This is a genomic window from Pseudomonas sp. JL23 (genome assembly GCF_056933585.1).
On record NZ_CM167795.1, the window covers coordinates 5167875 to 5187655 of the forward strand.

Below are 19781 nucleotides of genomic sequence, written 5' to 3' on the forward strand. Positions count from 1 at the left end.
GGGTCATCTATTTTATAGATAAAAACTCTCCTCTGTGGGAGCGAGGCTTGCCCGCGAAGGCGTTTTATCAGACTCAGATTATTTATCGACTGTACTGTCCTCTTCGCGGGCAAGCCTCGCTCCCACAGCCCAACGTTCATCTACCCGATCAGACCTTGGTCGAGACAGACGCCACGCACCCGGCATGCGAGACTGTCCGACTCCAGCTGAATCGTTACGTCTTGAGGCTTGAATTTGCTATGTCGTTGTCCAGCGGACTGATCGCCGCCGTCGCCCTGGCCTATATGGCCATTATGTTTGCCATCGCCTTCTGGGGCGACCGGCGCAGTGCTTCGCTGCCGCCGACGCTGCGCGCGTGGGTCTATAGCCTGTCGCTGGCGGTGTATTGCACCAGTTGGACCTTCTTCGGCGCCGTGGGTCAGGCGGCCGAGCAGTTCTGGTCGTTCCTGCCGATCTATATCGGCCCGATACTGCTGATGCTGTTGGCACCGTGGGTGCAGCAAAAGATGGTGATGATCAGCAAGCAGGAGAACATCACCTCCATCGCCGACTTTATCGCCGCCCGTTACGGCAAATCGCAGTCCCTGGCTGTCGTCGTCGCGCTGATCTGCCTGGTCGGCGTACTGCCGTACATCGCCCTGCAACTCAAGGGCATTGTCCTCGGTGTGAACATTTTGATCGGCGCCGTGGCCGACGCTACCGGCACCCGGGCCCAGGACACGGCGCTGATCGTCTCGCTGATCCTGGCCCTGTTCACCATCGTCTTCGGCACCCGCAACCTCGACGTTACCGAGCACCACCGGGGTATGGTGCTGGCCATAGCGTTCGAGGCGCTAGTCAAGCTGTTTGCCTTTATGGCCGTGGGCATTTTCGTCACTTATGGCCTGTACGACGGTTTTGACGATCTGTTCAATCAGGCAATGCTGGCGCCGCGCCTTGAAGAGTACTGGAAGGAAACCATCAACTGGCCATCGATGGTGGTGCAGACCGGCGTGGCGATGATGGCCATGGTCTGCCTGCCCCGGCAGTTCCATGTCACGGTGGTGGAAAATATCAATCCTCAGGACCTGCGCCTGGCCAAATGGGTGTTCCCGGCCTACCTGGCCCTGGCCGGCCTGTTCGTCGTGCCCATTGCCCTGGCCGGGCAGTTGCTGTTGCCCGCCTCGGTACTGCCGGACTCCTTCGTCATTAGCCTGCCCTTGGCCCACGCTCATCCATCCCTGGCGCTACTGGCGTTTATCGGCGGTGCGTCAGCGGCCACCGGCATGGTCATCGTCGCCAGTGTCGCGCTGTCGACCATGGTTTCAAATGACATGCTGTTGCCCTGGCTATTGCGCAAGCAGACCGCCGAGCGGCCGTTCGAAGTGTTCCGCCACTGGATGCTCTCGGTGCGCCGAGTCAGCATCGTGGTCATTCTGCTGCTGGCTTATGTCTGCTATCGCCTGCTCGGTTCTACGGCGAGCCTTGCGACCATCGGCCAGATCGCTTTCGCCGCCATCACCCAACTGGCCCCGGCCATGTGCGGTGCGCTGTACTGGAAACAGGCCAACCGTCGCGGCGTGTTTGCCGGATTGGCGGCGGGCATTTTCATCTGGTTCTACACCCTGGTCCTGCCGATCACCGCCCATAGCCTGGGCTTGCCCCTGAGCACTTTTCCGCTGCTGAGTTGGCTGCACAATAACCCGTTGAACCTGCCGATCACTCCATTGACCCAAGGCGTAGTGCTGTCCCTGGCCGGTAACTTCATTCTATTTGCCTGGGTCTCGGTACTGTCCCGCACGCGGGTGTCCGAGCACTGGCAGGCCGGGCGTTTTATCGGTCAGGAAACCCATGCGCGCAGCAATAACCGGCCACTGTTGGCGGTGCAGATCGACGACCTGCTCAGCCTCTCGGCCCGCTTTGTCGGTGAAGAGCGGGCGCGGCAGAGCTTCATGCGTTTCGCCTACCGCCAGGGCAAGGGCTTCAACCCCAACCAGAATGCCAATGGCGACTGGATCGCCCACACCGAACGGCTGCTGGCCGGTGTCCTCGGTGCCTCCTCGACCCGTGCGGTGGTCAAGGCGGCCATCGAAGGCCGCGACATGCAGCTCGAGGACGTGGTGCGCATCGCCGACGAAGCCTCGGAGGTGCTGCAATTCAACCGTGCCCTGCTGCAAGGCGCCATCGAAAACATCACCCAGGGCATCAGCGTGGTCGATCAGTCCCTGTGCCTGGTGGCATGGAATCACCGCTATCTGGAGCTATTCAACTACCCCGAAGGACTGATCAGCGTCGGCCGGTCCATCGCCGACATCATCCGCTACAACGCCGAGCGTGGCCTGTGCGGGCCGGGCGAGGCCGAGGTTCATGTGGCCCGGCGCCTGCACTGGATGCGCCAGGGCCGTGCCCACACCTCCGAACGCATGTTCCCCAATGGCCGGGTCATCGAACTGATCGGCAACCCCATGCCCGGCGGCGGCTTTGTCATGAGCTTCACCGACATCACCACCTTCCGCGAAGCCGAGCACATGCTCAAGGGCGCCAACGAGGGCCTGGAGCAGCGCGTGGCCGAGCGTACCCGCGAGCTGTCGCAACTCAACGTGGCCCTGACCGAAGCCAAGGGCGTGGCAGAAAGCGCCAACCAGTCCAAAACCCGCTTCCTTGCTGCCGTCAGCCATGACCTGATGCAGCCGCTGAACGCCGCACGGCTGTTCTCCGCCGCGCTGTCCCATACCAGCGATCACCTGCCGGATGAAGCTCAACAGCTGATTCAGCATCTGGACAGCTCCCTGCGCTCAGCCGAAGACCTGATCAGCGACCTGCTGGATATTTCCCGTCTGGAAAACGGCAAGATCACCCCGGACCGCCAGCCCTTTGCCCTTAACGCCCTGTTCGACACCCTGGGCGCTGAGTTCAAGGCCCTGGCCCAGGAACAGGGCCTGCAATTCCGTGTGCGCGGCACGGCGCTACGGGTCGACAGCGATATCAAACTGCTGCGGCGCATCCTGCAAAACTTCCTGACCAACGCCTTCCGCTACGCCAAGGGCCCGGTACTGCTGGGTGTGCGCCGCCAGGGCAATCACTTGAATCTGGAAGTCTGGGACCGCGGCCCCGGTATTCCTGAAGACAAGCGCCAAGTGATTTTCGAGGAATTCAAACGCCTGGACAGCCATCAGACCCGCGCTGAAAAGGGCTTGGGGCTCGGTCTGGCGATTGCCGACGGCCTGTGCAGGGTGCTTGGTCATCGCCTGCAAGTGCGCTCCTGGCCGGGCAAGGGCAGCGTGTTCAGCGTCAGCGTGCCACTGGCCCAGCGCCAGCAAAGCCAAGCCGCCGCGCCCAAGGAAACCAACGGCACGGCATTGAGCGGCACCTCGGTGCTTTGTGTGGACAATGAAGACAGCATCCTGATCGGCATGAACAGCCTGCTGACCCGCTGGGGCTGCCAGGTCTGGACCGCCCGCAGTCGTGAAGAATGCCAGGCTCTGCTCGACGACGGCGTACGCCCGCAACTGGCCCTGGTGGACTACCACCTGGACGACGGCGATACCGGTACCGAACTCATGGCCTGGCTACGTACCCGCCTGGGCGAGCCGCTGCCAGGCGTGGTCATCAGCGCCGACGGCCGCCCGGAACTGGTCAGCCAGATCAATGCTGCCGGGCTGGGCTATCTGGCCAAGCCGGTCAAGCCGGCGGCGTTGCGGGCATTGTTGAGTCGGCATATTGCGTTGTAGGGCCGATGCTCTCAATTTCCTGTGGGACCGGCTTTAGCCGGGAAGTGCTTTCCCGGCTAAAGCCGGTCCCACATTAGCCTTCCATTGCCCCTCACCCCGGGTGTCAGGGCTAACGCCGAAAGATGCCGTAACCCTTCTACGCCGGGCCTTTCCCTTTCTTCTGTGTGAAGTTTCCGAGACAATCCCCGCCCACTTGTGCGGGTCGTTTTCGCTCTCTAGTCTGCGCCGGTCGCTGAATATCAGCGATCGGGTTTAGCAGCCTGCCAGCGTTAGATCGCGCAAGTTTCACCGTCATGGTGGCTTTGCGTGGGGCGTCTTCGGGCGCGCCGGGTTCTATCGCTCTCCGGTCTGCTAACCCGCGTCAAAGCCGCCACCTCTTTCGTTTAGCAGCGAACCTCAGGTGGCCTTAACAGAGCGAGTAAATATGAGCGATATACCTAGAGATCCATCCCTGGCTGCACTCGAACAATCCCTTCTCCACGCCTCAGCCGTAGTGCGCTGCCTCGCCGCAGTCATCTACGAAACCGGCGACAGCCTCAGCGGCGCCAAGCGTGACCTGGCTTTCTCGGCGCTGCATCTGACCGAGGTTATCCAAAGCGATCTGGACAGCTCGCTGGCGTATTTCGAACCGCGTTGATTCACACTGCTTTCTCCAAGATAGGACCCAGACATCAGCGGCCAGTCAGGAGCTGTCGCGCCTGGCCACAGGTTTGAATGGCTTGGTGTCGAGGTTTGTGTTGTAACCATTGCCACTGCTTGAAACACCCGGTAAAACTCCGTCCCTGACCATGGAAGGAGTTTTACCGTGAAGCCTGTCGATATCGTCCGTTTGTTGGTGCTGGCCGCCATCTGGGGCGCCAGTTTTCTCTTCATGCGTATCGTCGCACCGGTACTGGGGACAATGCCTACGGCGTTCTTCCGGGTTTCCATTGCGGCGGTTGGGCTACTGCTGATCCTCTGGGTGATGCGGGTCAAATGGGACTTTCGCGGCAAGTTCAAAATCTGCCTGATGCTCGGGGTGATCAACTCCGGCTTGCCCGCCACCCTCTACTCGCTGGCCGCCCAGGTATTGCCTGCCGGTTACTCATCGATTTTCAACGCCACCACGCCCTTGATGGGCATTCTGGTCGGCGGCCTGTGCTTCGCGGAGAAATTCACCCTCAACAAACTCGCTGGCGTGTTTCTCGGGCTGTTCGGCGTGGCGGTGCTGACCCGCGCGGGGCCGGTGACCTTCAATGCCGACCTGCTGATGGGCGCTGTCGCCTGTCTGCTCGCGACCACGTCCTACGGCTTTGCCGGATTTCTCACACGCCGCTGGCTCGATCATCAAGGCGGCCTCGACAGTCGTCTGTCGGCCATGGGCAGCATGCTCGGCGCCACCCTGCTGCTATTGCCGCTGTTCGGCTATAACGCATTGGCTCATCCACCGGCCAGTTGGGGCGGGCTGAATGTCTGGCTGTCGCTGCTGGGCCTGGGCCTTGTCTGCACGGCGTTCGCCTACATCCTGTATTTCCGCTTGATGAGCAGCATCGGCCCGCTCAGCTCCATGACCGTGACCTTCATGATTCCGCCATTCGGCGTGTTGTGGGGCGCGCTATTTCTCGACGAACCCCTGTCCATGGCCCACCTGTATGGCGGCCTGCTGATTGGTGTGGCGTTGTGGCTGGTGTTGAAGCCTGGGGCGGTGGTCAAGGCGGCGACTGACGGCTGACAGGCTTTCCCGTGGGAGCGAGGCTTGCCCGCGAAGGCCTCGACGCGGTCTTTCTGATCTAACGCATGGGGCAATTCGCGGGCAAGCCACGCTCCAACGGATCACCGTTCAATCCCGCACTTCTGTGTCTTCAGGCTGTCTACACTCACCTGCGCTCGATGCCATCCATTCGAATTCATTGCCACCCCCACGCTGTCATCTCGGGGGCGGACCATTAGAAAAAACAGATCGAATCCCGTGAATCAAAGCCTGACCTGAGGATGACTGCATGAAAAAGCTGACCACTGCATTTGGCGCTCCCGTCGTCGACAACAACAATATCCAGACCGCAGGCCCGCGCGGCCCGGCCTTGTTGCAAGACGTCTGGTTCCTGGAAAAGCTGGCCCATTTCGACCGCGAAGTGATCCCGGAGCGCCGCATGCACGCCAAGGGCTCCGGCGCCCACGGCACCTTCACCGTGACTCACGACATCACCCGCTACACCAAAGCCAAACTGTTCTCGCAGATCGGCAAGCAGACGCCAATGTTCGCCCGATTCTCCACCGTGGCCGGTGAGCGTGGCGCAGCGGATGCCGAGCGTGATATTCGCGGCTTCGCCCTGAAGTTCTACACCGAAGAAGGCAACTGGGACCTGGTGGGCAATAACACGCCAGTATTTTTCCTGCGCGACCCGCTGAAGTTTCCTGACCTCAACCACGCCATCAAGCGCGACCCACGCACCGGCCTGCGCAGCCCCAACAGCAACTGGGATTTCTGGAGCTCGCTGCCCGAAGCGCTGCACCAGGTCACGATCGTCATGAGCGATCGCGGCATTCCGTCCAGCTTCCGCCATATGCACGGCTTCGGCAGCCACACCTTCAGTTTCCTCAATGCCGCCAACGAGCGTTTCTGGGTCAAGTTCACCCTCAAGACTCAACAGGGCATCCAGAACATGACCGACGCCGAAGCGGCCGAACGTGTCGGCGGCGACCGTGAGACTCATCAGCGCGACCTGTATGAAAGCATCGAAAACGGCGACTTTCCGCGTTGGACGGTATTCGTGCAGATCATGCCGGAGAACGAAGCCGGGACTTACCACATCAACCCGTTCGACCTGACCAAAGTGTGGCCACACGGCGACTACCCGCTGATCGAAGTAGGCGTCATGGAGCTGAACCGCAACGCCGACAACTTCTTCGCCGAAGTGGAACAGGCCGCGTTCAACCCGGCCAATATCGTGCCGGGTATCAGTTTCTCGCCAGACAAAATGCTCCAGGGCCGGCTGTTTTCCTACGGTGATGCCCAGCGCTATCGCCTGGGGGTCAATCACTTCCTGATCCCGGTCAACGCGCCGAAATGTCCTACCCACAGCTACCACCGTGATGGCGCCATGCGGGTGGACGGCAATATGGGCGGCACCACGTCCTACGAGCCCAACAGCAATGGCGAGTGGGAAGAACAACCGGACTTCGCCGAGCCGCCTCTGAGCATCGAAGGCGCAGCCGATCACTGGAACCATCGCGAAGACACCGACTACTTCTCCCAACCGCGCGCGCTGTTCCAGTTGATGAACCCGCAGCAGCAACAGGCGCTGTTCGACAACACCGCACGGGCGATCAAAGGCGCGTCGCAACAAGTGATCGAGCGCCATATCGGTCACTGCACCCAGGCTGATCCGGCTTATGGCGCGGGAGTGCGCAAGGCCATCGAGCAACTGGGCTAAATACCTGAAGAGTGTGGGACCGGCTTTAGCCGGGAAGGTGACTATCAGGCGATAAAGATGTATCGGATGTATGGGCCTCTTCCCGGCTGAAGCCGGTCCCACATAAGCCAGCGCCCCACAAAAAAGGCCGGTGCATTGACTGCACCGGCCTTTTCTTTTATTCAACCGGCATCATTTAGTCTTGCGAAACACAAACCCCAATCCGACGATGATCAGCACCATACCGAACAGACTCAACCAGGCCAGGCGGTTGCCGAAGATCAGGTAGTCCATGATCGCGGTCACCGCGGGTACCAGGTAGAACAGGCTGGTGACGTTGACCAGGTTGCCCTGGGCGATCAGCCGATATAACAGCAGGGTCGCCAGTACCGAGACGATCAGGCCCATATACAGCACCGGTACAAAGAAGCCGATGCTCTGTTCGAAGTGAAACGGCTGGAACGGCACAAACACCGCGCAGACCAATGCACCGGCCAGGTACTGCACAGGCACGGTGCCCAGGGGGTTGCTGGTGATGCGTTTCTGCATGATCGAGCCGCCGGTCATGCTCAACATGCCCAACACGCCAAACAACATTCCGGCCAATGAACCACCATCACCGATCCCCTGATAAACCACCAGGACCAACCCGGCCAGCCCCAGGGCCAGGCCGAACATGCGACTCCAGGAACGGTTGCGCTCCACCAGTACGGCAGTGAGGATCGGCTGTACGCCCATGATGGTCGCCATGACGCCGGGGGCGACCTTCATGTTCAGGGCCAGCAGGTAGAAGATCTGATAAGCCCCCAACAGCACCGTGCCGGTGGCTGCTGCGTAGAGCATCGCGCTGCGGCTGGTCGGCAACTTGTAGCCGAGCATCGGGAACAGCAGCGCCAGGCCGATCAGGGCCAGCAGAAAGCGGAACAGCAAAAAGGCAAAGGGCGATGCGTGGGCCAGGCCCCATTTCGAAACAATGGCGCCGCTGCTCCACAGCAGGACAAACAAGGTCGTCGTGGCCAGCGAGGCCAGTCGTGTATTGGCAAACATGGTGTCACCTGTGATTCAGACAAAATCGGACCCGGTACGAACCGGATGCACGGAAGTTTTGCGGGCGTTTGCAGGCGAATCGGCGTTCCGGGGAAACCGATCAGCCGAGCAGGACAACGCCTGGCGGTGCGACAACTGCGCACACGACCGGACTGGTCACAGGGGATGGAGGCGGGAAACGCATGAAGGCGAGCTGCTTGCACTCAAATAGCCCGACAGCCGCGAATGCTGCGGCATCGAACATCGATTGAGGGCTGGAAGCTGGCATTAGGCTCGTCTTCTGAAAGGAGGAGATGGTTCGCAACAAGGCGTTACATACCGGGGCTGACTATAACCAGCGCCGAGGGAAATGCGCAACATTGTTTTGCAGCCAATGTGGGAGCGTGGCTTGCCCGCGAAGAGGCCGATACATTCAACCCATCTATCGTTGCCTGCAAGATTGCCTTCGCGGGCAAGCCTCGCTCCCACAGCCTGGGGCTACCAGCCGAACTTCAATTCAACCCCCAGATAATTACTGTCATGCCCACCGGCATCGCGCACGGCCTGGCCGATGTCGTAGTGCACTGCCTCGATGGCGCCGGTCAGGTTGGCGGTAAAGGCATAGTCGGTGCGCAACTGGGCGTAGGCCCCGCTCCAGCGACCACCCTGCCCTGCCGTGCCCGCGACGGGGATATTGGGTTGCACGTAGACCGCATCCTCGGTGGTTTCCCGCCATTGCAGGCCGATGGCGGTCATCACGGTCAGCTTGTTCAGCGGCGTAACCGTCAGCGACGGCTTGACGTGCAGCAGGTTGGCATAACCGGTGTAACCGGCCAAGGAGAAGTAGTAGCCATTGGGGAACAGCGGGTTGAAGGTGCCCAGGGTGTTGTCGCCTTTTTGCCGGTCACCCGAGGCGGCGTCCAATTGCAGGCCCAGGCGCGGGGTCCAGGGCTGATCCTTGAAGGTGTAGCCCAGACGGCTGCCCGCCGCCCACGCGCGGATGCTTTTGCCACCCACCGAACCGGTCTGGCCCATGCCCTCCAGGTCCCAGTCATAGCCTTGAGCGGCGCCGCCAAAACGACCATCGAAGACATTGCGGTGCTCGGCACCACTTGCGTCCAGATAGCTGGCGATATCGCGCTCGTACAACGCGTAATAGGCCGACAGTTCATTGCTGCCCAGTACCTGGCGCTCGACCCGCAGCATGTGAAAGCGCTGCTCATGGTTGGAGCGGTCATCGAAATTGCGTTCGTCCTGATACTGCACCGGGCGGCTGGCAATGCCGATGAAACGCCACTCCCCCGTCTCCCAGTCAGCCCACAGGGCATCGAAAGACTGCCGCACGTTGGGGCCGTCCCGCGACGAGATGAAGCGCTGCAAGTCGAAAGCAAAGTCCTGACGTCCGACCCGAGCCTTGAAGGTGTCGGCACCAAAGGCCCTGGTGTATTCAAGAAAGGCCAGACGCAAGTCGGTTCGGTTCTGATCCGCAGGTGACAGGGTGGTCTTGTCAAAGGCGCGCACATCTTCAAGCTGAGTAAAGATGCGCCAGTTTTCATTCAGGTGCAGGTCGGCATGGACCTGAAAGCGCTGCAGCTGATAGGCATCCCGGGCGACGCCCTTGGTGCCGAAGCCGCTGGCATCCTGCATCTCGAAACGCTCACGCAACGTGGCGCCCAGGGACAGGTAAGCCGCCGGATCGTCGGCGGACAGCGGGATGTACTTGAGGCTGTCCAGGGGCGCAGTTCGCAGCGCCGGATCGGCCAGCACCGACCAGTCTTCCTGCCAGCGATTGGCCTTGATGGCGGGCCGGGTTTCGCTGCTGTCGGCCTTGGCGCCAGCGGCGTACAAGGGCAACAGCATGGCCACGCACAGGCCGGTCAGATGGGTGGGGCGCATAGTCATGGTTCGTTCCCAACGCTATTCAAATGTGGGAGCGAGGCTTGCCCGCGAAGAGGCCGGTACATTCATCACATCTCTAGCGCCTGAAATACCGATTCGCGGGCAAGCCACGCTCCCACAGATTACTTGGCGGCCAACTGATGAATTTCCGCGACATAACCGCCCGGGAATTTCACCACGGCCGCAGTCCGGCCATCAGTGCTGAACGGTTCAACCAGGGTGGTTACGCCGGCTGCCTTGGCCTTGTCGAGGGTGTCCTTGAGGTTGCTGACTTCGTATCCGGTGTTGTCATGGCCATAGGGGTACGGCAGGTGGCCGTCAGTGACCAGGACTGCCATTTTGCCGAAGTCCGACTCGATGCGCAGGCGATGGTAGGTGTCGTTGGGACGCCCGATCTCGATGCCCGGCGCCTTCTTGTCATCGCTCACCACTTTGCCGTGGGAGAAGGCCAGGAAGGATTTGACGAAGGCCGCCTCGCGGTCCGCCGAAACGTAAACGCGGTTCTCCGGCACGGTCTGGAACGGCGCGTAGCTGGGCACCGTATTGTGCCAGTACAGCTGCATGTTCACGCCACCCGGCCACTGCACCACGGCATCGCGGCCGATGGGGTCCGGGAAGTCGGAGACGATGACGTCCGCCCCGGCCTTGCGCGCTTCCTTGAGGGCGACATCAATGTCTTTGACCAGATAGCCGTTGCGCTCGTATCCGAATGGGTGCGGGATCGGCGTCTTGAAGCCGAACAGCGAGACAGTACCCACCGGCGTCTGGATCAACTGCGAAGAGGTGGTGCTCGGCGTTGGCGTCACCGTCACCACGTATTGCGGGGTGCTCTTGCCGCCAAAGGTAGCGGTGAAGCTCTGCACGAAGCTGTCGACATCTTCCGGCGCCACATAGACGTGGGTGGTGTCGTATTGCGGCGCCACGGCGACGGCGATGGCCGACTTGCTCGACGCAGCCAGCGCCGCAGCCGGCGCCACCACCGCCGCCACCGGCACGGACAGGGTGAGCACGGCAGCGGAAATCACGAAAAATCTGGAACCCATGAACAGCATCTCCTGGAGAAAGGACTGCGCTCATGCTCCACCGAGTACCGGTGGTGAAATTGTATGGCTGTGCTTTCTTTGCCGGAAATGGCCGATTTAGAGCCCCTGACCACGAACGGGCCAGGGGATGCAACGAAGGATCAGCCGAACAGCCAGTAGCCCAGCAGGGTCAGGACGATCACCGCCAGCACCGGACGCAGGATGCGGTAGGCCTTGGGGTTGCTGCGTTTGAACCGTTTGACCTTGCCACTGAAACCGTCGCTGAAGCGCTTGCTCCAGGCATAGGCCTGGTTAATCCCGCCGACGCGTTCGTCGTCGAGGTTCTGCGGCGCGGTGGCGCGACCGAGGAAGGCGCTGACGCTGCGGTTGATCGAGGTCATCAGGCGCGAACGCAGTGGCCGCTCGATATCGCAGAACAGGATCACCCGCGTGATCTCGGTTTCGTTCTTGACCCAGTGCACGTAGGTCTCGTCGAACATCACGTCCTGACCATCGCGCCAGGCGTAGACCTTGCCATCGACAAAGATGCGGCAGTCATCGGAGTTCGGTGTCGACAGGCCCAGGTGATAGCGCAGGGAGCCAGCAAAGGGGTCGCGGTGCGGGTTCAGGTGGCTGCCGCCGGGCAGTAGCGCGAACATCGCGCCCTTGACGTTGGGAATGCTGTTGACCAAGGCCACAGTACGCGGACACAGGGTTTCGGCGGACGGCAGGGCTTTGTCGTACCACTTGAGGTAGAAGCGCTTCCAGCCTTTCTTGAAGAACGAACCGAAACCGGCGTCGTTGTTCTTTTCGGCGGCGCGGATATAACCCTCGTCGAACAAGTGCATGGCTTCGTCGCGGATCACTTCCCAGTTATCGCGCAACACATCCAGCTCGGGAAATTTGCTGCGGTCCAGGTACGGCTCGGACGGCACGCGGGAAAACAGGTACATCAAGGCGTTATAAGGAGCGAACAGCGCCGAATGGTTGACGAATTGGCGCAACAGGGGCAGACGCGCGGTGCCGCGCAGGTGCACATACAGCGTGCTGGCCACAAACAGCATCAGAATCAATGCCTTGGCAGCAAATGACCACGTCATGAAGATCTCCTCGAAACGGCAATGAGCGGTCATCGGACGCGCCGCTGTCTTGATAAATGCCGTTGATAGTAAAGGACTGCACAGCACCGCCGGATGATGCAGGACAAGATCCGGCGGGTTAGAAGGCGGCCATGATAAACCCTTGTGGCCGCTGCGGTCAGGTCCCTTGTCGCCTTACTGTTGCAACTCCTGATCGGTGAACAGATCGCTGAACAGCATGCTCGACAGATAGCGCTCGCCGGAGTCCGGCAGGATCACCACGATGGTCTTGCCCTGCATCTCCGGTTTTTCCGCCAGACGCACGGCAGCCGCCATGGCCGCGCCACAGGAAATCCCGCAAAGAATGCCCTCTTCCTGCATCAGGCGCAGGGCCATGGCCTTGGCTTCGTCATCGCTGACCAGTTCGACCCGGTCAACCAACGACAGGTCGAGGTTTTTCGGGATGAAACCGGCGCCGATGCCCTGGATCTTGTGCGGGCTGGGCTTGATCTCTTCACCGGCGAGTTTTTGCGTGATGATGGGCGAGCTCAACGGCTCCACGGCCACCGACAGAATCGGCTTGCCCGCCGTCTGCTTGATATAGCGCGACACACCGCTGATGGTGCCACCGGTGCCGACGCCTGCAACCAGTACGTCAATGGCGCCGTCGGTGTCGTTCCAGATTTCCGGGCCGGTGGTCTTTTCATGAATGGCCGGGTTGGCCGGGTTTTCGAACTGGGCCGGCATGAAGTACTTGGCCGGGTCACTGACGACCAATTCTTCAGCCTTGGCGATGGCACCTTTCATGCCCAACGGTGGCTCGGTCAGTACCAGTTCGGCCCCCAGGGCCTTGAGCACCTTGCGCCGCTCGATGCTCATGGACGCGGGCATGGTCAGCACCAGTGGGTAACCACGGGCGGCAGCGACGAAGGCCAGGCCGATGCCGGTATTACCTGAGGTCGGTTCTACGATGGTCATGCCCGGCTTGAGCCGCCCGCTGCTTTCAGCGTCCCAGACCATATTGGCGCCGATGCGGCACTTGACCGAGTAACCCGGGTTGCGGCCCTCGATCTTGGCCAGGATCGTCACACCGCGCGGCGCCAGGCGATTGATCTGCACCAAGGGCGTATTACCGATGGAATGGGCGTTGTCAGCGTAAATGCGACTCATGGCAAGCTCCTTGTTGGCAGTAATGAAGGGTTCAAAGCCTATGCCCACGGCCTGTGCACGTCCAGTATGTGGGACCGGCTTTAGCCGGGAAGGCAATATTCAAGGCTATAAATGTGTATTGGATGTACGTACCTCTTCCCGGCTAAAGCCGGTCCCACAAAAGTACATGAGTCATCATGTGACGCTCCATTCAGCTACTGAATGCCCCGTCTGCGTTCACAGCGCCCGCAGCCGCACGCTATAGTCGGGGCATTATTGCGCTCCGTTCGAGGATTCACCGATGAAGTTCGAAGGCACCCAAGCCTATGTCGCCACCGACGACCTGAAACTGGCGGTCAACGCAGCCATCACCCTGGAGCGCCCGCTGCTGGTCAAGGGTGAACCGGGCACCGGCAAGACCATGCTCGCCGAGCAACTGGCCGAATCCTTTGGCGCCAAACTGATTACCTGGCATATCAAGTCCACCACCAAGGCCCATCAGGGCCTGTATGAATACGATGCCGTCAGCCGCCTGCGCGACTCGCAACTGGGCGTGGACAAGGTCCATGACGTGCGCAACTACCTGAAGAAAGGCAAGCTGTGGGAGGCTTTCGAGTCCGAAGAGCGGGTGATCCTGCTGATCGACGAGATCGACAAGGCCGATATCGAGTTCCCCAACGACCTGTTGCAGGAACTCGACAAGATGGAGTTCTACGTCTACGAAATCGACGAGACCATCAAGGCCAAGAAGCGCCCGATCATCATCATTACCTCCAACAACGAGAAGGAACTGCCGGACGCCTTCCTGCGCCGCTGCTTCTTCCACTACATCGCCTTCCCGGACCGTCCGACCCTGCAACGCATCGTCGACGTGCACTACCCCGATATCAAGAAGGACCTGGTCAGCGAAGCCCTGGACGTGTTCTTCGACGTGCGCAAGGTGCCGGGCCTGAAGAAAAAGCCGTCGACCTCGGAGCTGGTGGACTGGCTCAAGCTGCTGATGGCCGACAATATCGGCGAAGCGGTGCTGCGCGAGCGCGATCCCACCAAGGCCATCCCGCCCCTGGCCGGTGCCCTGGTCAAGAACGAGCAGGACGTGCAGTTGCTCGAGCGCCTGGCGTTCATGAGCCGTCGCGGCAGTCGCTGATTTCCCGGAGGTACGTCAGCCATGCTGCTCAACCTGTTCAACGAAATGCGCGCAGCCAAGGTGCCGGTGTCGGTGCGCGAGCTGCTGGACCTGATCAACGCCCTGAAACAGCGGGTGACCTTCGCCGACATGGACGAGTTCTACTACTTGTCCAGGGCGATCCTGGTCAAGGACGAGCGCCATTACGACAAGTTCGACCGGGCGTTCGGCGCCTATTTCAACGGTCTGGAAAAGCTCGATGACCACTTGCAGGCGCTGATCCCCGAGGATTGGCTGCGCAAGGAGTTCGAGCGCTCGCTGACCGACGAGGAACGCGCGCAGATTCAGACCCTCGGCGGCCTGGACAAGCTGATCGAGGAATTCAAGAAGCGCTTGGAAGAACAGAAGGAACGTCATGCCGGTGGCAACAAATGGGTCGGCACCGGCGGCACCAGCCCGTTCGGCTCGGGCGGCTATAACCCGGAAGGCATCCGCGTCGGCGATGCAGGCAAGCGCCAGGGCAAGGCGGTCAAGGTCTGGGATCAGCGTGAGTACAAGAACCTCGACGATCAGGTCGAACTGGGCACGCGCAATATCAAAGTGGCGTTGCGCCGCCTGCGCAAGTTCGCCCGTCAAGGCGCGGCGGACGAGCTGGACATCGACGGCACCATCGACCACACCGCCCGCGACGCCGGGCTGCTGAATATCCAGATGCGCCCAGAGCGACGCAACACCATCAAGCTGCTATTGCTGTTCGATATCGGCGGTTCGATGGACGCTCACGTCAAGACCTGCGAAGAGCTGTTCTCGGCCTGCAAGACCGAGTTCAAGCACCTGGAGTATTACTACTTCCACAACTTCGTTTACGAGTCGGTGTGGAAGAACAACCTGCGCCGCACCTCCGAGCGTTTCTCCACCCAGGACCTGCTGCACAAGTACGGCGCCGACTACAAAGTGATCTTCATCGGCGACGCGGCCATGGCACCTTACGAAATCACCCAGGCCGGCGGCAGCGTCGAGCACTGGAACGAAGAACCCGGCTACCTGTGGATGCAGCGCTTCATGGCCAAGTTCAAGAAGCTTATCTGGATCAACCCCTACCCCAAGGACGCCTGGGGCTACACCACCTCGACCCATATCGTGAAGGATCTGGTAGAGGATCAGATGTACCCGCTGACGCTGCGGGGGCTGGAGGAAGGGATGCGGTTTCTCTCAAAGTGAAAGCGCTCCGATCAAACACGCCATAACCATCTGAATTGGAATTATGTTTGTGGGACCGGCTTCAGCCGGGAAGAGGGACTGACAACACATTTCCGTGATCAGAAATGACGCCTTCCCGGCCAAAGCCGGTCCCACAGATCCGACGCTGTTTGAAGTCGTTCAGGCAAACGCCTGAAGCGCCCGCATGTAATCCACCTGCCGCTGATGCGCCACGGTCTGCACCACCGGTTTCAAGCGCAGGGCAGCGCCCGGTAACATCTGCGCCAGACGCGCCAGGGACAGCGGCGTCAGAGCGCCGATCCGCGGGTAGCCGCCGATGGTCTGGCGATCATTGAGCAGCACAATGGGCTGGCCATCTGGCGGCACCTGGATCGCGCCCAAGGGGATACCCTCGGAAATCATCGGCGCGCCCTTATATTGCAACACCGGGCCCAACAGGCGGATGCCCATGCGATCGGCGCGGCTGTCGATGGTCCACTCGCTGTTGAACGCCTCGAATGAACTCAGGCCGCTGAACTCGCTGATCTGCGCCCCCAGTACAACTTCCAGCGGCGCGTTGTCGTCGAGCTTCGGTGCCTGCAAATCTGTGAGGCTGCGCAGCAGGAATGACGAGCCGGAATAGCTCAGGCGATCGCCCTTGTTCAAGGCCTTGCCGTGACCGTCCAGGCCGCCCAGTTCTTCACGACCAACCGTGGCGCAACTGCCCAGCACCTGAGGCGCATTAAAGCCGCCGGGGGCCGCCAGATAGGCTCGGGCGCCGACTTCGGGCTGACCGAAACGCAGGCGCTGGCCCTTGCGCAAAAAGAAGCTGCGCCATGGCAGCACGGGCCGGTCGTCGAGCATGGCACCCAGATCGGCACCGGCCAGGGCCAGGCAACAGTCTTCTTCGGCCAGCAGATTGAAACCGCCCAGGGTAATTTCGATCACTGCGGCGTCCAGCGAATTGGCCAGCAGCGAGTTGGCCCAGGACATCGATACCCAGTCCGCCGCCCCGCCCTGAGTCACGCCCAGGTGACGCACGCCGAAGCGCCCGGCGTCCTGCAACAGGCACAGTGGCGTGCTGCTCTCAATCAACAGTGCGGTCATGCCTGCGCCTCCAAAGGTGTGTCATCGCCGTCCAGCCGGACGAACTCGGCTCGATCGATCGCGGCAAACCGCACGCTGTCGCCGGGCTGCATCAGGCTGTAGCCATCCAGTTCACGGTCGAACAGTTTTGCTGGCGTACGCCCGATAATGTTCCAGCCACCGGGAGACATCACCGGATAGGCCGCCGTCTGCTGCTCGCCGATCCCGACACTGCCCGCCGCCACCCGTTTGCGCGGGGTACTCAGGCGTGGCGTGGCGATGCGCGGATCGACCAGCCCCATGAAAGCGAAGCCCGGCGCAAAGCCCAGGGCAAACACCTGATATTCGCGCTCGCTGTGGCAACGGATCACGTCACTGACCGACAACCCGCTATTGCGTGCCAGCAGTGGCAGCTCAGGGCCAACGCTGAGGTCATACCAGACCGGCAGGACGTGCTGCCGACCTTTGGCTTGCGGGCCCGGAGCCAGGTCGGCCATGGCCTGGGCGATCAACTGGCGCGCCTGCTGCGGGCTGACGGCCAGCAGGTCGTAATGCACCATCAGGGTGGTATAGGACGGCACCAAATCGCGTAGATGGCTGCCAAAGGCTTCCCGCAGACGGGCGGTGGCGGCCAGCATCCACGGCATATTGGCTTCGTCGATGGCGTCGAACAGGCGCACCATCAGGCAATCGATGGCGACGATTTCTATGCGCCAGTTCATGAGGCCGACAGCTCGTCCAGGGACTGACGAATGCGCTGGACCGCTGCGATGGAACTGGCGTTGTCGCCATGTACACACAGGGTATCGACGGCCAGACGCAGTTCGCTGTCGTCACAGGCGCGCAGAGGTTCGCCACGGGCCAGGGTCATGGCCTGAGCGACGATGACATCGGGTTCGTGATGCACAGCGCCAATCAGCTTGCGCGACATCAATCGCCCTTCTGCGTCATAACCACGGTCGGCAAAGGCTTCGAACCAGAGTTTCACGCCGTATTCGTCGGCAATGGCCTGGGCGGCGCGGTTATCACGCATCGCCAGGAGCATCAGCGGCAGGCTTTCGTCGTAACGGGCGATACCCTCAATGACCGCGCGCAACTGGGTCGGGTTGGCCATCATGTCGTTGTACATCGCACCATGGGGTTTGACGTAACGCACATGGCCGCCCTGGGCCCGGCAGACACCGTCCAGAGCGCCGATCTGGTAGTGCAACAGATCCTGGATTTCTTCCGGGGTACAGGCCATGGAGCGCCGTCCGAAGCCGACCAGGTCCGGATAGGCCGGGTGCGCACCAATTATTACGTCATGCTTGAGCGCCAGACTGACGGTCTTGCGCATCACGCTGGGGTCACCGGCGTGAAAGCCGCAGGCGACGTTGGCGCAATCGATAAATGGCATGACTTCAGCATCCAGACCCATGGTCCAGGCGCCGTAGCTTTCGCCGATATCACAGTTGAGTAACAGGCGGCCCAAGGGCGTATCTCCTGTGCGGGACTATTCAGGTACAGGATTGAAGTCTAGCGCTCACCACGCCGCAACAAACCATTCTTGTGCTGGCATTCTTGAGGGGCGCGCTCGGGACGTCCAACTAATAAAAGCCGCTGGGGGGGATAAGAAAAGTTGATGGGGGCGGCAAACAGGAAATCAATTTGGGACCGGCTTCAGCCGGGAAGATGATATCGCTGGCGAAAGAAATATATCGATCTTACCTGCGTCTTCCCGGCTGAAGCCGGTCCCACAAAAGCCCTTGAGGCCACTCAGCGCCAGTCGCGCTCAAAGGTCGGCTTGCGTCGCCGTCCACCATTGACCACCCAGCCCAGCAGCAGGAAGACACTCTCGATCACCAGTGCCAGCACCAGTGCAGAGACGATGCCCCAGGCAATCACATCCGGAGACATCAAGACCTGCCAGGTGTAACCGTTGTAAGTCTCGCGACGGATATCGTCGTCGGCGAATACCGCGACGTGCCAAGCCTTGGCATACCACGGCCCCTGCATGGCCAGCCATTCGCGGTCGAGGATCTGGGTGCGTTGCATCAGGTTGGCGATGGTGTCGGCATCACTGCGAAATACCGGATCATCGCTGCTGCGGTAATGCTGGATCAGCGCCTGCACATCGCCCTTGAAGAACTGCTGCGCGGTTGCGTTATAGCCCTTGAAGCTTTGCTGCGCCTCGATCAGGTGCGCCTCGACCCGTTTGCCATAGTCACTGACAAAACCGGGAATCTGCACGCCACACAACAGACCCGCCGTAAACAAGACCAATCGCAGATAACTTCGCAGCATTTAGATCCCTCTCGTTATGGTTATGGGTACTCAGCCTTGCCCTTGGGCCACACACTCACCGCGACGCCACAACGCCCATTGGCCGGGCTCGTAACGGTTCCAGGTTTCATTTTCAGTCAGGGGTTCGGTGGCGATTACCGTGACCACGTCGTTGGGCGTGGTTTCCGCCTGGAAGTCGACAATCACATCAACGTCCTTCAGTCGCGCCGGGCCAAAGGGCGCACGACGGGTAATCTGCGCCAGTTTGGTGGTGCAGAAACAAAATAGCCAGTCGCCATCACTGAGCAGGCAGTTAAACACGCCTTTGCCGCGATACTCATTACAGGCATCGACCAGTGAAGGCAGCAGTTGTTCGATGTCGACCGGCTCAGGGAAGGCTTCGCGCACCCGGTTGAGCAAGTCGCAGAACGCCGCTTCGCTGTCTGTATCGCCCACCGGCCGGTAGAAACTGGCCGGGGGCTGGAAGTCGGCGAGCTGGCCGTTATGGGCGAAGCACCAGTTGCGGCCCCACAGCTCACGGACAAAAGGATGGGTGTTGGACAGGCAGACCTTGCCGACGTTGGCCTGGCGGATATGGCCGATGACCACTTCGCTCTTGATCGGGTAGCGCTGCACCAGTTGCGCGACTTGCGACTCGCTGCTCGCCGCCGGGTCCTGAAACAGGCGCAGGCCGCGCCCCTCATAGAAACCGATACCCCAACCATCACGGTGGGGGCCGGTGCGACCGCCGCGCTGCATCAGCCCGGTAAAGCTGAAAACGATGTCGGTCGGGACATTGGCACTCATGCCCAATAGTTCACACATGCTCG

General features: G+C 60.9%; 16 protein-coding genes. 6 read left to right on the forward strand and 10 right to left on the reverse strand.

Annotated features, from left to right (window positions below; all coding sequences use genetic code 11):
- Nucleotides 1-239 precede the first annotated feature (239 nt).
- From AC1Z24_RS23800 to AC1Z24_RS23815, 4 genes are all read left to right on the forward strand, one after another.
- Entirely contained in the window at nt 240-3710 is a 3471-nt protein-coding gene (locus AC1Z24_RS23800) for a hybrid sensor histidine kinase/response regulator (RefSeq protein WP_483742963.1), read from the forward strand.
- 424 nt (nt 3711-4134) lie between these two features.
- A complete protein-coding gene (locus tag AC1Z24_RS23805; protein ID WP_483742964.1) occupies nt 4135-4347 on the forward strand; it encodes a DUF6124 family protein in 213 nt (70 codons plus the stop codon).
- Between the two features lie 168 nt (nt 4348-4515).
- The gene (locus AC1Z24_RS23810; RefSeq protein WP_483742965.1) at nt 4516-5421 is read left to right on the forward strand and encodes a DMT family transporter; all 906 of its coding nucleotides are present in this window, start codon (nt 4516-4518) and stop codon (nt 5419-5421) included.
- Nucleotides 5422-5689: 268 nt separating this feature from the next.
- Nucleotides 5690-7123: a catalase gene (locus AC1Z24_RS23815; RefSeq protein ID WP_483742966.1), complete on the forward strand. Its 1434-nt coding sequence runs from the start codon at nt 5690-5692 to the stop codon at nt 7121-7123.
- A gap of 171 nt (nt 7124-7294) precedes the next feature.
- Here AC1Z24_RS23815 and AC1Z24_RS23820 read toward each other — a convergent pair whose 3' ends face one another.
- The 5 genes from AC1Z24_RS23820 to cysK all read right to left on the reverse strand — a co-directional run bounded on the left by AC1Z24_RS23820 (nt 7295) and on the right by cysK (nt 13298).
- On the reverse strand, nt 7295-8149 hold the full coding sequence (locus AC1Z24_RS23820) for a DMT family transporter (RefSeq protein WP_483742967.1): 855 nt from the start codon (nt 8147-8149) through the stop codon (nt 7295-7297).
- Between the two features lie 477 nt (nt 8150-8626).
- Nucleotides 8627-10030 carry an alginate export family protein gene (locus tag AC1Z24_RS23825; protein ID WP_483742968.1) on the reverse strand — a complete coding sequence of 468 codons (1404 nt, stop codon included), beginning with the start codon at nt 10028-10030 and terminating at the stop codon, nt 8627-8629.
- Nucleotides 10031-10149: 119 nt separating this feature from the next.
- The gene (locus AC1Z24_RS23830) at nt 10150-11070 is read right to left on the reverse strand and encodes a glyoxalase (protein WP_483742969.1); all 921 of its coding nucleotides are present in this window, start codon (nt 11068-11070) and stop codon (nt 10150-10152) included.
- A 140-nt stretch (nt 11071-11210) separates the two neighbouring features.
- Entirely contained in the window at nt 11211-12149 is a 939-nt protein-coding gene (locus AC1Z24_RS23835) for an aspartyl/asparaginyl beta-hydroxylase domain-containing protein (protein WP_483742970.1), read from the reverse strand.
- Between the two features lie 174 nt (nt 12150-12323).
- Nucleotides 12324-13298, reverse strand: coding sequence for a cysteine synthase A (gene cysK / locus AC1Z24_RS23840; protein WP_483742971.1), 975 nt, complete (start codon nt 13296-13298; stop codon nt 12324-12326).
- Nucleotides 13299-13578: 280 nt separating this feature from the next.
- Here cysK and AC1Z24_RS23845 point away from each other — a divergent pair, with 280 nt between their 5' ends.
- Both AC1Z24_RS23845 and AC1Z24_RS23850 read left to right on the forward strand, forming a co-directional pair.
- Nucleotides 13579-14424: an AAA family ATPase gene (locus tag AC1Z24_RS23845; RefSeq protein ID WP_413308986.1), complete on the forward strand. Its 846-nt coding sequence runs from the start codon at nt 13579-13581 to the stop codon at nt 14422-14424.
- 21 nt (nt 14425-14445) lie between these two features.
- A complete protein-coding gene (locus AC1Z24_RS23850) occupies nt 14446-15624 on the forward strand; it encodes a vWA domain-containing protein (RefSeq protein WP_483742972.1) in 1179 nt (392 codons plus the stop codon).
- 159 nt (nt 15625-15783) lie between these two features.
- On the opposite strand, the gene AC1Z24_RS23855 is transcribed toward AC1Z24_RS23850, so the two are convergent.
- The 5 genes from AC1Z24_RS23855 to AC1Z24_RS23875 form a co-directional block, all read right to left on the reverse strand.
- Entirely contained in the window at nt 15784-16710 is a 927-nt protein-coding gene (locus AC1Z24_RS23855) for a 5-oxoprolinase subunit C family protein (RefSeq protein ID WP_483742973.1), read from the reverse strand.
- Nucleotides 16707-17411, reverse strand: a complete 705-nt coding sequence (gene pxpB, locus AC1Z24_RS23860; protein WP_483742974.1) for a 5-oxoprolinase subunit PxpB — start codon at nt 17409-17411, stop codon at nt 16707-16709. Before pxpB ends, AC1Z24_RS23855 begins: the two co-directional genes overlap by 4 nt.
- Nucleotides 17408-18160 (reverse strand): 5-oxoprolinase subunit PxpA, encoded by a 753-nt coding sequence (locus tag AC1Z24_RS23865; protein WP_483742975.1) that lies wholly within the window; start codon nt 18158-18160, stop codon nt 17408-17410. Before AC1Z24_RS23865 ends, pxpB begins: the two co-directional genes overlap by 4 nt.
- A gap of 284 nt (nt 18161-18444) precedes the next feature.
- Nucleotides 18445-18972: a DUF2937 family protein gene (locus tag AC1Z24_RS23870; RefSeq protein ID WP_483742976.1), complete on the reverse strand. Its 528-nt coding sequence runs from the start codon at nt 18970-18972 to the stop codon at nt 18445-18447.
- A gap of 30 nt (nt 18973-19002) precedes the next feature.
- The gene (locus AC1Z24_RS23875; protein ID WP_483742977.1) at nt 19003-19776 is read right to left on the reverse strand and encodes a class II glutamine amidotransferase; all 774 of its coding nucleotides are present in this window, start codon (nt 19774-19776) and stop codon (nt 19003-19005) included.
- Nucleotides 19777-19781 lie beyond the last annotated feature (5 nt).

Coding starts and splice junctions, on each gene's coding strand:
- AC1Z24_RS23875 (WP_483742977.1), bottom strand. CDS start 19,776: ATGTGTGAACTATTGGGCATGAGTGCCAATGTCCCGACCGACATCGTT.
- pxpB (WP_483742974.1), bottom strand. CDS start 17,411: ATGAACTGGCGCATAGAAATCGTCGCCATCGATTGCCTGATGGTGCGC.
- AC1Z24_RS23800 (WP_483742963.1), top strand. CDS start 240: ATGTCGTTGTCCAGCGGACTGATCGCCGCCGTCGCCCTGGCCTATATG.
- AC1Z24_RS23815 (WP_483742966.1), top strand. CDS start 5,690: ATGAAAAAGCTGACCACTGCATTTGGCGCTCCCGTCGTCGACAACAAC.
- AC1Z24_RS23830 (WP_483742969.1), bottom strand. CDS start 11,070: ATGGGTTCCAGATTTTTCGTGATTTCCGCTGCCGTGCTCACCCTGTCC.
- AC1Z24_RS23825 (WP_483742968.1), bottom strand. CDS start 10,030: ATGACTATGCGCCCCACCCATCTGACCGGCCTGTGCGTGGCCATGCTG.
- AC1Z24_RS23845 (WP_413308986.1), top strand. CDS start 13,579: ATGAAGTTCGAAGGCACCCAAGCCTATGTCGCCACCGACGACCTGAAA.
- AC1Z24_RS23870 (WP_483742976.1), bottom strand. CDS start 18,972: ATGCTGCGAAGTTATCTGCGATTGGTCTTGTTTACGGCGGGTCTGTTG.
- cysK (WP_483742971.1), bottom strand. CDS start 13,298: ATGAGTCGCATTTACGCTGACAACGCCCATTCCATCGGTAATACGCCC.
- AC1Z24_RS23850 (WP_483742972.1), top strand. CDS start 14,446: ATGCTGCTCAACCTGTTCAACGAAATGCGCGCAGCCAAGGTGCCGGTG.
- AC1Z24_RS23855 (WP_483742973.1), bottom strand. CDS start 16,710: ATGACCGCACTGTTGATTGAGAGCAGCACGCCACTGTGCCTGTTGCAG.
- AC1Z24_RS23835 (WP_483742970.1), bottom strand. CDS start 12,149: ATGACGTGGTCATTTGCTGCCAAGGCATTGATTCTGATGCTGTTTGTG.
- AC1Z24_RS23805 (WP_483742964.1), top strand. CDS start 4,135: ATGAGCGATATACCTAGAGATCCATCCCTGGCTGCACTCGAACAATCC.
- AC1Z24_RS23820 (WP_483742967.1), bottom strand. CDS start 8,149: ATGTTTGCCAATACACGACTGGCCTCGCTGGCCACGACGACCTTGTTT.